This window comes from Ottowia pentelensis, from assembly GCF_964341695.1.
In genome coordinates, this window is record NZ_OZ224513.1 from 189625 (window position 1) to 204157 (window position 14533).

Here is a 14533-nt window from a genome sequence, read left to right on the forward strand (position 1 = left end):
CAATAGCTTTCCGCGCTTGATGGGTGCGCGCTACAAGCATATTTTGCTTTGAATCCTGCCCGCTTCACATCTCTCGCCGGCTACGCCCCGCGCGGCGCCAGCATCGCCATGGTGATGCGCGACACGCAGGTCGGCTCGCCGGCGTCGTTGCTCATCTCGATCGCCCACACCTGCGTGCTGCGGCCGATGTGCACCGGGCGCGTGACGCCCGTCACCCAGCCCGCGGTGGCGCCGCGCAGGTGGTTGGCGTTGATGTCCAGGCCCACGGCGCGCCAGCCCTCGGGGCAGCAAAAGGCGGCGCCGCATGAGCCCAGGGTCTCGGCCAGCACCACGCTGACGCCGCCGTGCAGCAGGCCGTAGGGCTGGCGTGTGTGCGCATTGACCGGCACGCGGGCGCGGATGAAGTCGTTGCCCACCTCCAGAAACTCGATGCCCAGGTGCTGCACCGCAGTGTCCAGGTGGATGGCGGTCAGCCGCTCCACCGAAATCGCTTGTTGCCAGATGCGCATGGCGCGGGCCCTCATGAGTGGTCGATGTATCAAGCCTACCGCAGCAGGCGGGCCGCTACCATCGCCCCATGCCCGACCGTTACGCCGTCATCGGCCACCCCATCGCCCACAGCAAGTCGCCCTTCATCCACGACCTGTTCGCCCAAGCCACGGGGCAGGACATGACCTACGAAGCCATCGACGGCGGCGCCGCGCCAGGCGGCTTCGAGCGCGCCGTACAGGCCTTTCGCGCCGCCGGCGGGCGCGGGCTGAACGTGACCCTGCCCTTCAAGCTGGCGGCGCTGCAGCTGGCCGACGAGGCCAGCGCGGATGCGCGGCTGGCGGGCGCGGCCAACACGCTGATCTTCGAGGGCGCGCACGCGCGGGCGCATAACACCGACGGCATCGGCCTGGTGCGCGACATCGAGCACAACCTGGGCACGCCGCTGGCGGGTTGGCGCGTGCTGCTGCTGGGCGCGGGCGGCGCCACGCGCGGCGTGCTGCTGCCGATCGCGCGCGCCGGCGCGGCGCGCATCTTCATCGCCAACCGAACGGCCGACAAGGCGCACGCGCTGGCGCGCGAGCTGGCACCGCACCTGGGCGGCGTGGCGCTGGCCGGCGGCGGGCTGGACGCGCTGGCGGGCGCCGGCGCCTTCGATGTCGTCGTCAACGCCACCTCGGCCAGCCTGAGCGGGCAGGCGCCGGCCGTGCCGCCCAGCGCCTTCGCGCCCGGCGCACTGGCCTACGACATGGTCTACGGCCAGGGTCTGACGCCGTTTCTGGCGGCGGCGCGCGCCGCCGGCTGCGCCCGCGTGGCCGACGGCCTGGGCATGCTGGTGGAGCAGGCGGCCGAGTCCTTCGCGCTGTGGCGCGGCGTGCGGCCCGACACGCGCGCGGTGCTGGCGCGGCTGGCGGTGCCGCTGGATTGAGGCGCATATCCCTGCTGGCAGCGTTCTTCATAATGGCAGGCATGAAGCTCCTCGTCCTGCACGGCGTCAACCTCAACATGTTCGGCCAGCGCGATCCGGCGCACTACGGCACGGCCACGCTGGCCGACATCGACACCGGGCTGCGCAGCCTGGCGCAGGAGCTGGGCGTCGGCGTGGAGTGCTTTCAGACCAACCACGAGGGCGCGCTGTGCGAGCGCATCCACCAGGCGCACCGCGACGCGGCGGATGGCGTGCTGATCAACGCCGGCGCCTGGACGCACACCAGCCTCGCCATCCGCGATGCGCTGGCCATCCTGCGCTGCCCGATCGTCGAGGTGCACATGTCCAACATCCACGCGCGCGAGCCGTTTCGCCACCGCTCCTTCATCGCGCCGATCGCTGCCGGCCAGGTCTGCGGCTTCGGCGTCGATTCATACCTTTTGGGGTTGCGCGCCCTGGTGGGGCAAGCGCAGACAGCTATCAAAAAATGAGAACATCATGGGAAAACGCCTGACGCAGATCGCCACCCGCACCGGCGACGACGGCACCACCGGCCTGGGCAACAACACCCGCGTGTCCAAGGCCAGCGCGCGCCCGCAGGCCATGGGCGACGTCGACGAGCTCAACAGCCACATCGGCCTGCTGCTGTGCGAGCCGCTGCCGGCCGACGTGCGCCAGCTGCTGACCGACATCCAGCAGCAGCTGTTCAACCTGGGCGGCGAGCTGTCGATCCCGGGCTTCACGCTGCTCAAGGACGAGGCGCTGGCGCAGCTGGACGCGGCGCTCAAGACCTACAACGCGCAGCTGCCGCGCCTGCAGGAGTTCATCCTGCCCAACGGCACGCGCGCCGCCGCGCAGGCGCACGTGTGCCGCACCGTGGCGCGCCGCGCCGAGCGCGCGGTGGTGGCGCTGGGCGAGCACGAGGAACTGCAGCCCACGCCGCGGCGCTACCTCAATCGCCTGTCGGACCTGATGTTCGTGCTGGCGCGGGTGTTCAACCGCGACGCCAGCGGGCACGAGCTGAATGACGAGGTCTACTGGAAGAGCGACAAGCTGGAGCGCACGCAGCACGGCGAGTGAGCGCGGCGATTGACCCGCATGGGGTGAATCCCGGGTTTTCGCGGTCCGCATCGTCCCTTACCATGGTTTCCTTTGTTGCCATACGCAAGAGAGGAGCAAGGCAAGATGCGTTTGAAAACCACCCTGGCGGCCGGCCTGATGGCCGGTCTGCTGGCACTTGGCGGGGCCGCCCTGGCCCAGAAGCCGCAATTCATCAACGTGCTGACCGGCGGCCAGAGCGGCGTGTACTACCCGCTGGGCGTGTCGCTGGCGCAGATTTTCGCCAAGGCGATTCCCGACGCGCGCGCCACGGCGCAGGTCACCAAGGCCTCGGCCGAGAACCTCAACCTGCTGCAGGCCGGGCGCGGCGAGCTGGCGTTTTCGCTCGGCGACGCGGTGGCCGACGCCTGGGCGGGTGATGCCGACGCCGGCTTCAAGGAGCCGCTGAAGAACCTGCGCGGCTTTTCGGCCACCTACAACAACTACATCCAGATCGTCGCCAGCGAGGATTCGGGCATCAAGACCCTGGCCGACCTGAAGGGCAAGCGCGTGTCGGTGGGCGCCGCCAAGTCGGGCACCGAGCTGAACGCGCGCGCCATCTTCAAGGCCGCGGGCCTGACGTACAAGGACCTGGCCAAGGTCGAGTACCTGCCGTTCGGCGAATCGGTCGAGCTGATCAAGAACCGCCAGCTCGACGCCACCCTGCAGTCGGCCGGTTTGGGTGTGGCCTCCATCCGCGACCTGGCCAGCTCGGTCAAGATCCGCGTGGTGGCCGTGCCCAAGGAGGTGGTGGCCAAGATCGGCAGCCCGGCCTACGTGGCCACCGAGATTCCGGCCGACACCTACACCGGCCAGACCGAGGCGGTGCCGACGGTGGCCATCCCCAACTTCCTGATCACGCAGTCCAAGGTGCCCGACGAGCTGGTCTACCAGATGGCCAAGGCCATGTACGGCAACCTCGACACCCTGTATGCCGCGCACAACGCCGCCAAGGCGATCAAGCTGCAGAACGCGCTGACGGGCATGCCCATTCCGCTGCACCCCGGCGCCGAGCGCTACTTCCGCGAGGCCGGCGTCTTGAAGTAAGGCGCCCTGCCGATGTCCGAAGGGTGAAACCATCGAGAACCGGCGCTGCGAAGCGCCGGTTTTTTGATGGGCGCGCCCCTTGTTTTGCCACCCGCGCGATAGAAAGCTCGCCATGACCGATGCCGCCGCCGTCAGCCACACGCCGCTCGACGCACCCCCCGCCCCCACGCACGACAAGCTGGCCTGGCGCAGCGCCGTGTTCTGGGTGGCGCTGGTGTTTTCCAGCTTCCAGGTCATCACGGCCGCCTTCAGCCCCCTCTCCAGCCAGGTGGTGCGCGCGGTGCACGTGGGCTTCGTGCTGCTGATGATCTTCCTGATCGAGCCGGGCTTCAGCAAGAAGCACGGCGCCCGCGCCGGCTTCAAGCCGCTGGCCTGGGTGCTGGGCCTGGCGGGCTTCGCCACCGGCATCTACCAATGGATCTTCGAGGCCGACCTGGTGCAGCGCGCCGGCACCCTGAGCGACGCCGACTGGGTGGTGGGCGTGGTGCTGCTGGTGCTGGTGTTCGAGGCCGCGCGCCGCACCATGGGCTGGGCGCTGCCCATCATCTGCGGGCTGTTCCTGGCCTACGGGCTGTGGGGCCAATACCTGCCGCAGGCCTTCCAGCACCGCGGCTACGGGCTGGACCAGATCATCAGCACGCTGTCCTTCGGCACCGAGGGCCTGTACGGCACGCCGACCTACGTGTCGTCCAGCTACATCTTCCTGTTCATCCTGTTCGGCGCCTTCCTGGAGCAGGCGGGCATGATCCAGCTGTTCACCGACTTCGCCATGGGCACGGTGGGCCACACGCGCGGCGGGCCGGCCAAGGTGGCGGTCATCAGCTCGGGCTTGATGGGCACCATCAACGGCTCGGGCGTGGCCAACGTGGTCACCACGGGTCAGTTCACCATCCCGCTGATGAAGCGCTTCGGCTACTCCAGCGCCTTCGCCGGCGGTGTGGAGGCGACCGCGAGCATGGGCGGGCAGATCATGCCGCCGGTGATGGGCGCGGTGGCCTTCATCATGGCCGAGACGCTGAACATCCCCTACGTGGACGTTTGCAAGGCGGCGGCCATCCCGGCCATCCTTTACTACGTCACCGCGTTCTGGATGGTGCATCTGGAGGCCGGGCGCAAGAGCTTGCTGGGCCTGCCCAAGGAGGAGTGTCCCAACCCCTGGCTGGCCATCAAGCGCCAGTGGTATCTGCTGCTGCCGCTGATCGGGCTGGTGGTGCTGCTGTTCTCGGGCTACACGCCGCTGTTTTCGGGCACCGTGGGGCTGGGGCTGACGGCGATCCTGATCTTCGGCGCCGCCTGCATGACGGGCGTGGGCAGCACCGCGCTGCGGGTGCTGTTCTGGGTGCTGCTGGGCATCGCCACGGCGGGTTTCTTCAAGTTCGGCGTCGGCACCTTCTTCGTGCTGGTGGCGCTGCTGGTGGCGGTCACGTTTGCGCTGCACACGGGGCAGGACGCGCGCCGGCTGGCGGTGCAGGCGCTGGTCGACGGCGCGCACCACGCGCTGCCGGTGGCCATCGCCTGCGCGCTGGTGGGCGTCATCATCGGCATCATCAACCTCACCGGCGTGGCGGCCGAGATGGGCGGCTACGTCATCGCCCTGGGGCGCGACAACCTGCTGCTGGCGCTGGTGCTGACCATGCTGACCTGCCTGATGCTGGGCATGGGCATCCCCACTATTCCCAACTACATCATCACCAGCTCGCTGGCCGCGCCCATCCTGCTGCAGCTGGGCGTGCCGCTGATCGTCTCGCACATGTTCGTGTTCTACTTCGGCATCATGGCCGACCTGACGCCGCCGGTGGCGCTGGCCGCTTTCGCCGCCGCGCCGATCGCGCGCGAGTCGGGCCTGAAGATCGGCCTGCACGCCATGCGCATCGCCATCGCCGGCTTCATCACGCCCTACATGATGGTGTATTCGCCCGAGCTGCTGCTGTTGGGCGACAGCTGGGGGGCCACCGCTTACGTCGTGATCAAGGCGCTGGTGGCCATCGGCCTGTGGGGTGCGGCGGCCATCGGCTATCTGTTCACGCCGCTGAACTGGGTCGAACGCCTGTATTGCCTGCTGGCGGCGTGCTTCCTGGTGGCGGCCGTGCCGTGGACCGACGAAATCGGCTTTGCCGCCACCGCCGCCTTCGTGCTGTGGCACGTGTGGCGTACCCGCCAGGTGCGCGCGGCCGCGCCGGCATGAGCGCGCCGGGCCGCTCCCAAGCGCGAATCCCGCAGCGCGGCAGCGCGGAGGGCAGTCCAATGAGCGCGCCGGGCCGCTCCCAAGCGCGAATCCCGCAGCGCGCAGCGCGGAGGGTCGTCTGGTGAGCGCTGCAGCCGTCCTGGGCGTGTGCCTGGCGCTGGCCGCCGGCCTGCCGCCGGGCGCCGATGCGGACGGCGCGCTGCCGGCCACGAGCGACGCCCGCGTGCGCTTCGTGCCGCAGACGCGCTTCACCCTGGCGTGGATGCATTCGATCGAGAAAATCCGCTGGGAAGAGGACTACCAGGTGCAGCGCGACGGCGCCGGCCGGCCGCACTTGCGCCTGACGCGGGCGCGCATCCAGGGCACCGGCGCTGGCATGGAGCCGCCGCCGGATGCGGTGCACCACGGCGCCTGGTACGACTACGTGCCCGCCGACCAGCCGCAGGGTGCGCTGCGGCTGACGCGCTCGCCCTACACGGCCGACTTCGATCTGTGCCCGGCCGGCCAACCCTGCCGCCCGATGGGCGCCTGGCTGCCGTCCGACGGCGACATCACGCTGCTGTGGGCGTGCGAGGAAACGGGCGTCTCATGACTTCGTTATTGATAGCTATTGCCGTTTGTCGGACAAGGGCTTGAGCCTGATTTGACCTTGCGCTCAGATCATTTGCCAAGGCGATGGCGCCGTCACTTCCTTCAAAGCCCTATCGGGCTCAGGGCATTCCGTCCGCCTCGGCCAGCATGGCCTGCACGGCGGATTCGAGCGCGGGCACGTGATGCTGCAGCACGGACAGGACGGTGCGCGCATCGATGTCACCGAGATAGTTGTGAACCAGAATGTTCCGAAAGCCCGCGATCTCGCTCCACGGTATCGACGGGAAGCGCAGCTTGAGTTCATCGGGCAAGCGTTGGGTCGCTTCCGAGAGGGTCTGCAGGTTGCGCAGCGCCGCGTCGTACAGGATGTCGTCTCGGGTCAGGTCGCCGCGCTGCTGAATGCGCCGCAGCTTCTCGACCGTGTCCAGGATGTGCAGGGCATAAGCCCGCCACTGCTTGCTCACAGCTCGATGGCCTCGTTCATCACGGCGGCGCGCAGGTGCCGATTGAGTTCGTGCGTCGGCACCAGGTCGGAGCGGCGACCGGTGATTTCCGACAAGCGCCTTTGCAGGGGCAGACGCTGGGTGAACAGGTCGTAGCCTTGCGGCAGGTCGACCAGAAAGTCGACATCGCTGTTGGCCTGCTCCTCGCCGCGTGCCACCGAGCCGAACACGCGAATGCGCCCGGCGCCATATTGGCGGCAGGCGGCATGGATCAGCCCCTTGTTGGCACGCAGTTGATCGAGCAGCATGAGGTCAAATGATAGCGCTCGCCTGTGGATGCGGCGCCCTACCGGTCACCGCGTTTTGCGCAGCAGCAAGGCCGCCAAAAACACCGCCCCGAAGGTCGCGGTGCCGATGCCGCCCAGCGCAAAGCCGCCGAACTTGAGGGTGAAGTCGCCGGTGCCCAGGATCAGCGTCAGCGCGGCGATCAGCAGGTTGGCGGGATCGGAGAAATCAACCCTGTTGTCGACCCAGATGCGCGCGCCGGCAATCGCGATCAGGCCGAATACGACGATCGACACGCCGCCCATCACCGGCAGCGGAATGGCCTGGATCAGCGCGCCGAACTTGGGCGAAAAGCCCAGGCACAGTGCCACGATGGCGGCGACGATGAACACCGCGGTGGAATAGATGCGCGTGGCGGCCATCACGCCGATGTTCTCGGCATAGGTGGTCACGCCGGTGCCGCCGGCGCTGCCCGAGACCATGGTGGCGATGCCGTCGCCGATGAAGGCGCGGCCCAGGTAGGGGTCCAGGTTGCGCCCGGTCATGGCGCTCACGGCCTTGATGTGGCCCAGGTTCTCGGCCACCAGGATCAGCGCCACGGGGGCGATCAGCAGCATGGCGGCGCTGTCGAACACCGGGGCCTGGAACTTGGGCCAACCCAGCCACGCCGCGGCAGCAATGCCCGAGAAATCCATCGGCTTGCCCAGCCCCATGCCATTGGTCAGCACCAGGTAGATCGCGGTGGCGATGGCCAGCCCCACCAGGATCAAGAGGCGCTGCACCATGCCGCGCGTGAACACCGCCACCAGCGCCACACTGACGAAGGTGACGGCCTGCATCCAGCTGTCGAAGCCGCTGGCGGCCATGTTCTTGACCGGGATGGAGGCCAGGTTCAGGCCGATCACCGCCACCACCGCGCCGGTTACCACCGGCGGCATCAGGCGCTCGATCCAGGCCGTGCCGATGGCCTGCACCACCACGCCGATCAGCGCGTAGATCGCCCCGCACACGATGATGGCACCCAGCGCCACCGGAATGTTGGCGTTGGGCCCTTGGCCCGCGTAGGCGGTGGCGGCGATCACCACGCCGATGAAGGCGAACGACGAGCCCAGGTAGCTGGGTACCTTGCCGCCGGTGATGAAATAAAAAATGAGCGTGCCGATGCCGCTCATGAAGATCGCCAGGTTGGGATCGAAGCCCATCAGGATGGGTGCCAGCACGGTGGAGCCGAACATGGCCACCACGTGCTGCACGCCCATGGCCGTGGTCTGGGGCCAGGGCAGGCGCTCGTCGGGGGCGATCACCCCCTCGTTGGCCAGCGCCGCGACCGGCTTTTCTTGCCAGTTGAACAGGCTCATCTTCTCCGCTCCTCGGGGGTTTTTGATGGCCCCGATGGTAGTGGAGAAGCGAGGGCTTTCAGTGCCGTCCGTGCGGCCCGGCGATGTGCTGGTGCGGCGGCGCCGCGCCCACCGGCGGTGCGTCGGCGTGGCTCAGCCCGGCCAGGATACCGCAGTGCGCGGTGTCGCTGGCCTGCCGGCACTGCGCGCGCAGCACCTTCAGCTGGCGCTCCAGCGCGCGCAGCTCGCGGATGCGGGTGGCGATGTGGCGGATGTGCTCGTCCACCAGCGCGTTGACCGCCCCGCAGTCGGCGCCGGGCTCGGCCTGCCAGCGCAGCAGGGTGCGGATTTCGTCCAGCGACATGTCCAGCCCGCGCGCCTGGCGGATGAAGGCCAGGCGCTCGGCGTGGCCGGCGTCGTAGTGGCGGTAGTTGTTGCCGGTGCGTGGCGGCACGGGCAGCAGGCCGGCACGCTCGTAGTAGCGGATGGTGTCGGCCGGGGTGTCGGTGGCGGCGGCGAGTTCGCTGATCTTCATGGCCCCATGCTACGCGCTTGACATTGGAGTTGCTCCAGGGTTTCCAATGACCCTATGAGCCCCACCGCCACCATTGATCAACGGGTCTACCGCATTCCCAACATGGATTGCGCGGCCGAGGAAGCCGAGATTCGCCACGCCCTGAAGGACATTGCCGGCCTGCGTGGCCTGCGCTTTCACCTGGGCGCGCGCGAGTTGCACGTCGAGGCCGCGCCGGGCAGCCTGCCCGCGGTCGAGGCCAGCCTGCGCGCGGCCGGCTTTGCGCCGGCGGACGGCGCGCCAAGCGAAGGGCACGCGCACGACTATGAGCATGGGCACGATCGCCAGGCCCGCGCGTTCGACTGGCGCTCGGCCTTGCTGGCGCCCACGCTGCCGCGCATCGTGGCCGCGCTGCTGCTGGCCCTGCTCGCCGAGCTGACGCACGCCTTGGCGCCGCCCGGCTGGGCGCCCCTCGGTGTGGTCCTGGCGGTGCTGGCGGTGGCCTTGTCGGGCCTGTCCACCTACTGGAAGGGGCTGCTGGCGCTGCGCCGCGGGCGGCTCAACATCAGCGCGCTGATGACCGTGGCCGTCACCGGCGCCCTGCTGATCGGCCAGTGGCCCGAGGCCGCCATGGTGATGGCCTTGTACGCACTGGCCGAGCACCTGGAGGCGCGTGCCGTCGACCGCGCGCGCGGGGCCATCGGCGACCTGCTGCGCATGGCGCCCGACGAGGTGGAGCGGCTGGACGCCGACGGCGCCTGGCGCAGCGTGCCCGCCACGCAGGTGGCGGTGGGCGCGCAGGTGCGCGTCAAGCCCGGCGCGCGGCTGGCGCTGGACGGCGTGGTGACCGCAGGAAGCAGCGCCGTCGACGAGGCGCCGGTGACGGGCGAGAGCCTGCCGGTGGACAAGGGCGTGGGCGATGCGGTGTACGCCGGCACGCTCAACCAGACGGGCCTGCTGGTGCTGCGCGTGACGGCTGCCGCGCGCGACACGCAGCTGGCGCGCATCATCCACGCGGTGGAGCAGGCGCAGGCCAGCCGCGCGCCCACGCAGGCCTTGGTCGACCGCTTCGCGGGCGTCTACACGCCGCTGGTGTTCGCGCTGGCGCTGGCGGTGGCGCTGCTGGGTCCGTGGGCGATGGGCTGGGCCTGGCACGACGCCCTGTACAAGGCGCTGGTGCTGCTGGTGATCGCCTGCCCCTGCGCGCTGGTGATCGCCACGCCGGTTACCCTGGTCAGCGCACTGGCGCAGGCGGCGCGGCGGGGCCTCTTGATCAAGGGCGGCGTGCACCTGGAGCGCGCGCGCCTGATGAAGGCCATGGCCTTCGACAAGACCGGCACGCTGACCGTGGGCCAGCCCGCGCTGGTGGCGAGCGAAGCGCTCACGGGCACCGTGCCCGCCGCCACTTGGCAGCGCTGGGCCGCCACGCTGGCCGCCGCATCCGATCACCCGGTGTCGCGCGCCATTGCCGCCGGCCTGGCCGCGCAGGGCGTGCAAGCCGGCGCCAGCGAAGGCTTTGCCGACGCGCCCGGCAACGGCGTGAGCGCGCGCATCGACGGCCAGCGCCTGCGCCTGATCGGCTGGCGCGCCGCGCAGGCGCTGGGCCTGGGCAGCGAGGCCGTGGCGGCGCGCCTGGCGCCGCACCAGGCGCAGGGGCGCAGCGTGTCGCTGCTGGCGCGCGACGGCGAGGTGCTGGCCCTGCTGGCGGTGGCCGACACGGTGAAGGACCACGCGCCCGAGGCGCTCGCCGAGCTGAAGGCCATGGGCGTGACCACCGTGATGCTGTCGGGCGACCACCCGGCCGCCGCGCGGGCGGTGGGCCAGGCGGTGGGCGTGAGCGAGGCCATCGGCGGCCTGCTGCCGCCCGACAAGCTGGCGCGCATCGCCTCGCTGCGGGCCGCGCACGGCCCCACGGCCATGGTGGGCGACGGCATCAACGACGCGCCCGCGCTGGCCAGCGCCGATCTGGGCGTGGCCATGGGCGGCGCCGGCACCGACATCGCCATGGAGGCGGCCGACGTGGTGCTGATGAACGACGACCTGCGCCGCCTGCCCGAGCTGCTGCGCCTGTCGCGCCGCGTGCACGGCGTGCTGTGGCAGAACATCGGGCTGGCGCTGGGCATCAAGGCGGTGTTTTTGGTGGCGGCCGTGGCCGGCATCGCCACCATGTGGATGGCGGTGTTCGCCGACATGGGCGCCAGCCTGGTGGTGGTGGCCAACGGCCTGCGGCTGCTGCGGCGCTGAGTGCGGGGCTCAGCCGCCAGCCATGCGGATCGGCCGAAACGACATGCGGTTGTGCGCGTCGACCAGCACGAAGTGCCGCGCCGGCACGTCGCGCCAGTGCTGGCTCTCGCGCGTCAGGGGCTCGGAGGCGATGAGCACGGCTTGCTCATGGTGCGGCGCTGGCGCCATGCGGCAGCCGCCGGCGTCGCAGACGTAGTGGCTGCCTTCGGTGTGGTGCAGCGATGCCGGCGCCACGCCGGGGTCGTCGCAGTGGCGCGCGGCGACCAGCGCGCGACCGTCGGTGACGACCATGTTCAGCCCGCTGGCCTGCGTCACGCCGTGCGCCGCCTTCAGGGCCGCCAGCTCGTCGAACATGGCCTGCAGCGCATCGGCCATGGCCTCGGCGTCGCGCTCGCGCCGGGCCAGGTAGCGGTCGAGAAACAGGGCGAACAGGTGCTCCGAATCGGTCTGGCCCTTGAGCCAGAGAAAGCGCTCGTCGGACAGCCGCTCGACCAGGGCGCGCTTGATGCGTGCAAACGGACGCACGCTGCCGTTGTGGGCCATCAGCAGGTTCTGGTGGTGAAACGGGTGGCAGTTGAACTCCGACACCTGCCCCTCGGTGGCCGCGCGCACGTGCGCCAGGATGCAGGGCGACACCAGCTTGGGCGCCATGTAGCGCAGGTTGCGGTTGTTCCACGCCGGCGTGACCGAGGCGAACACCGCCGGCTCGCGCGTGATGTCGGGCTCGTACCACCCCAGGCCGAAGCCGTCGCCGTTCAGCGGCTCGGAGACCTCGTTGGCGTGATGACTCTGCTGGACCAGCGAGTGGTCGGGCCGGTAGAGCAGGTCGTCCACCGGCAGCGGACGACCCTTGTAGGCGAGCAGGCGGCACATGCGCCCGGTATACGCCGGCGCGCGCGCCAAGGCAAGCGGCTCGGCCGGGCGCTTATTTCAGCAGCCTGAACTGCCCGTCCTGGATGGTGATGAGCTCGCGCCCGCGCTCGTCGAAGCCGCTGTGATCCTGCGGCGTCATGTTGTAGACACCCTGGGTGCCGACCAGCTCCTTGGTCTGCTCCAGCGCGTCGCGAAGGGCCGACCGAAACGCTGCCGTGCCGGGTTTGCCCGCTTTCTCGGCCTTGGGCACGGCGTTGGCCAGCAGCAGGCCGGCGTCGTACACGTTGGCGCCGAAGGTGGCGGGGGCCTCGCCGTTGAGCTTCTTGTAGGCGTCGATGTACTCGGTGGCCAGCTTCTTGGACGGGTTGCTGTCGGCAATCTCGGGCAGCACCAGCATCAGGCTGGCGGCCATGATGGTGCCCTCGACCTTCTTGCCGCCCAGCTTGATGAAGGCCGGCAGCGCCGCGCCGTGGGTCTGGTAGATCTTGCCCTTGTAGCCCTTGTCGACCAGGCTGATCTCGGGCAGCACCGAGGGACCACCGGCGGCGCCGACCAGCACCGCGTCGGGGTTGGCCCCCACCAGCTTGAGCGTCTGCCCCACCACCGAACTGTCGGTGCGGGCAAAGCGCTCGTTGGCGATGATCTGGATGCCGTGCTTGGCCGCCAGCTCGCTGGCCACGCGAAACCAGTTCTCGCCATAGGGGTCGGCCATGCCTATGTAGCCCAGGGTCTTGATGCCCGTCCTGGCCATGTGGTCGAACAGCGCGGCGCCGATGATCTCGTCGTTTTGCGTGGTCTTGAAGACCCACTTCTTCTGCTCGTCCATCGGCTGCACCACGGCCGCCGTGCCGACCGGGGCCAGCATGGGCACGCCGGCGTCGGCGATGAACTGGATGACGCCCATGGCGTTGGGCGAGCCGCTGGGGCCGATCAGCGCGTCGATGTGCTGCTCGGCCAGCAGCTTGCGCACGTTGTTGACGGTTTGCGTGGGGTCGCTGGCGTCGTCCAGGCCGATGTATTCCACCGTCAGGTCGCCGATCTTCTTGGGCAGCAGGGGCACGCTGTTTTTTTGCGGAATGCCCACCAGCGCGGTCGGGCCGGTGGCCGAATAGACCACGCCCACCTTCATCTGGGCCATGGCCGCGGTGCAGCACAGGCCGAGCGCGGCCAGCAGGGCGATGGGTTTGAACGGCGAGGTCGATGGCATGGTGCGGGTCTCCGGGTTTGGCAGGATGAAGGTTCAGAAGGGGCAGCGTGCTTGCACGGGCCGTCACATCCGCCCAAAGGCCCAGCCGCTTTCGGCGGCCGTGCCCTCGACTTGGTCGATCAGGCGCAGCAGGGGCGCCAGCTCGCGGTAGCGCGCCGCGGTGTGGCGGATGTAGGCGATGAAGCGCGGCGCGTCGGCCAGGTATTTGGGCTTGCCGTCGCGCAGCGTCAGGCGCGCGAAGATGCCGGCGACCTTCAGGTGGCGCTGCAGGCCCATCCACTCGACCGCACGCCAGAAACTGCCGAAGTCGCTGTGCCAGTCCTCGAAATCCATCAGGCCGAGCTTCCTGGCGCGCTCCCAGTAGCGGATGGTGATGTCGAGCACGAACTCCTCGTCCCAGCTCAGGAAGGCGTCGCGCATCAGGCTGGCGATGTCGTAGGTGATGGGACCGTGGACGGCGTCCTGAAAATCCAATACGCCAAGACACGGAGCCCTCACGCTCCCTGCTGCGCCTGCTGTGCTGCCCCCCGAGGGGGCGCTCACCGCCTTGGGGCGGCCCGGCGGCGGCTCAGGTGTGGCTTCGCTCACCATCAAGTTCCGTGGCATGAAGTCGCGGTGCACATACACCATCGGCGCCGCCAGGTTGCGCGCAACGATGAGATCGAAGGTCTTGGTCAGCGTCTCGCGCAGCGCGCCCTCCACCGCCACGCCGCGGTGGCGCGCCAAGTACCAGTCCGGAAACAATTGCAGCTCGCGCTGCAGCAGCGCGGCGTCGTAGGGCGGCAGCACGTCGGGGCGCGAGGCCTGCTGCCAGCGCAGCAGCACGCCCACCGCCTGCTCGTACAGCGGGCGGTTGGCCTCGGGCCGCTCGCGGTCGATGGCCTCCATCATGGTGCGCGCGCCCAGGTCGGTCAGCAGCATGAAGCCCTGCGCCTCGTCCCAGGCCAGCACGCGCGGCGCGTTCAGGCCCGCGTCCTGCATGAGCTGCGCCACCCGCACGAAGGGGGCGCAGTTTTCGTGCGCCGGCGGGGCGTCCATGATGATGCGGGAGCCGCCACCTGCGGTGTCGATGCGCAGGTAGCGCCGAAAGCTGGCGTCGGCCGAGGCGATGCGCAGGCTCCCGGGGCGCAGCCCCTGCACGCCGGCCAAGGCGGCGAGCCAGCGCTCGAAGGCCTGCTGGCGGGTCGGATCGTCCCACGTCGGGGCGGCGGGTGGCGAGGTGGGCGCGGTGGGGCTCATGGATAATTGATTCTAGGGCGCGCCTTGGCGGTGCGCCGTCTGTTTGCCCGTGC

The 14533-nt window shown here is 69.7% G+C and carries 15 protein-coding genes; 7 read left to right on the forward strand and 8 right to left on the reverse strand.

Annotated features, from left to right (window positions below):
- Positions 1-80: 80 nt before the first annotated feature.
- A complete protein-coding gene (locus ACWHMB_RS00910; RefSeq protein WP_377484826.1) occupies positions 81-509 on the reverse strand; it encodes a hotdog fold thioesterase in 429 nt (142 codons plus the stop codon).
- 68 nt (positions 510-577) lie between these two features.
- Between ACWHMB_RS00910 and aroE the strand changes: the two genes are divergently transcribed.
- From aroE to ACWHMB_RS00940, 6 genes are all read left to right on the forward strand, one after another.
- A complete protein-coding gene (gene aroE / locus ACWHMB_RS00915; RefSeq protein ID WP_447648409.1) occupies positions 578-1417 on the forward strand; it encodes a shikimate dehydrogenase in 840 nt (279 codons plus the stop codon).
- Between the two features lie 41 nt (positions 1418-1458).
- Positions 1459-1908, forward strand: coding sequence for a type II 3-dehydroquinate dehydratase (gene aroQ / locus ACWHMB_RS00920; RefSeq protein WP_377484822.1), 450 nt, complete (start codon positions 1459-1461; stop codon positions 1906-1908).
- Positions 1909-1915: 7 nt separating this feature from the next.
- A complete protein-coding gene (locus tag ACWHMB_RS00925) occupies positions 1916-2497 on the forward strand; it encodes a cob(I)yrinic acid a,c-diamide adenosyltransferase (RefSeq protein WP_377484820.1) in 582 nt (193 codons plus the stop codon).
- 105 nt (positions 2498-2602) lie between these two features.
- Positions 2603-3562 carry a TAXI family TRAP transporter solute-binding subunit gene (locus ACWHMB_RS00930; protein WP_377484818.1) on the forward strand — a complete coding sequence of 320 codons (960 nt, stop codon included), beginning with the start codon at positions 2603-2605 and terminating at the stop codon, positions 3560-3562.
- A gap of 112 nt (positions 3563-3674) precedes the next feature.
- A complete protein-coding gene (locus ACWHMB_RS00935; protein WP_377484816.1) occupies positions 3675-5747 on the forward strand; it encodes a TRAP transporter permease in 2073 nt (690 codons plus the stop codon).
- A 121-nt stretch (positions 5748-5868) separates the two neighbouring features.
- Positions 5869-6339, forward strand: a complete 471-nt coding sequence (locus ACWHMB_RS00940) for a DUF1850 domain-containing protein (protein ID WP_377484814.1) — start codon at positions 5869-5871, stop codon at positions 6337-6339.
- Positions 6340-6457: 118 nt separating this feature from the next.
- Here ACWHMB_RS00940 and ACWHMB_RS00945 read toward each other — a convergent pair whose 3' ends face one another.
- From ACWHMB_RS00945 to cadR, 4 genes are read right to left on the reverse strand one after another with little or no spacing between them, the layout of a single operon-like run.
- Positions 6458-6802, reverse strand: a complete 345-nt coding sequence (locus tag ACWHMB_RS00945) for a HepT-like ribonuclease domain-containing protein (RefSeq protein ID WP_377484812.1) — start codon at positions 6800-6802, stop codon at positions 6458-6460.
- Positions 6799-7089, reverse strand: a complete 291-nt coding sequence (locus tag ACWHMB_RS00950; protein ID WP_377484810.1) for a nucleotidyltransferase family protein — start codon at positions 7087-7089, stop codon at positions 6799-6801. Before ACWHMB_RS00950 ends, ACWHMB_RS00945 begins: the two co-directional genes overlap by 4 nt.
- A 45-nt stretch (positions 7090-7134) precedes the next feature.
- A complete protein-coding gene (locus ACWHMB_RS00955; protein WP_377484808.1) occupies positions 7135-8424 on the reverse strand; it encodes a solute carrier family 23 protein in 1290 nt (429 codons plus the stop codon).
- A 58-nt stretch (positions 8425-8482) separates the two neighbouring features.
- Complete coding sequence (gene cadR / locus ACWHMB_RS00960) at positions 8483-8938, reverse strand: Cd(II)/Pb(II)-responsive transcriptional regulator (protein ID WP_377484806.1); 456 nt, start codon at positions 8936-8938, stop codon at positions 8483-8485.
- Positions 8939-8992: 54 nt separating this feature from the next.
- Here cadR and ACWHMB_RS00965 point away from each other — a divergent pair, with 54 nt between their 5' ends.
- A complete protein-coding gene (locus ACWHMB_RS00965; protein ID WP_377484804.1) occupies positions 8993-11161 on the forward strand; it encodes a heavy metal translocating P-type ATPase in 2169 nt (722 codons plus the stop codon).
- Positions 11162-11170: 9 nt separating this feature from the next.
- Here the strand turns inward: ACWHMB_RS00965 and ACWHMB_RS00970 are convergent, their stop codons facing one another.
- The 3 genes from ACWHMB_RS00970 to ACWHMB_RS00980 form a co-directional block, all read right to left on the reverse strand.
- Positions 11171-12034 (reverse strand): class II glutamine amidotransferase, encoded by an 864-nt coding sequence (locus ACWHMB_RS00970; protein ID WP_377484803.1) that lies wholly within the window; start codon positions 12032-12034, stop codon positions 11171-11173.
- A 52-nt stretch (positions 12035-12086) separates the two neighbouring features.
- On the reverse strand, positions 12087-13241 hold the full coding sequence (locus ACWHMB_RS00975) for an ABC transporter substrate-binding protein (protein ID WP_377484801.1): 1155 nt from the start codon (positions 13239-13241) through the stop codon (positions 12087-12089).
- A 63-nt stretch (positions 13242-13304) separates the two neighbouring features.
- Positions 13305-14480 (reverse strand): aminoglycoside phosphotransferase family protein, encoded by a 1176-nt coding sequence (locus tag ACWHMB_RS00980; RefSeq protein WP_377484799.1) that lies wholly within the window; start codon positions 14478-14480, stop codon positions 13305-13307.
- Positions 14481-14533: the final 53 nt, after the last annotated feature.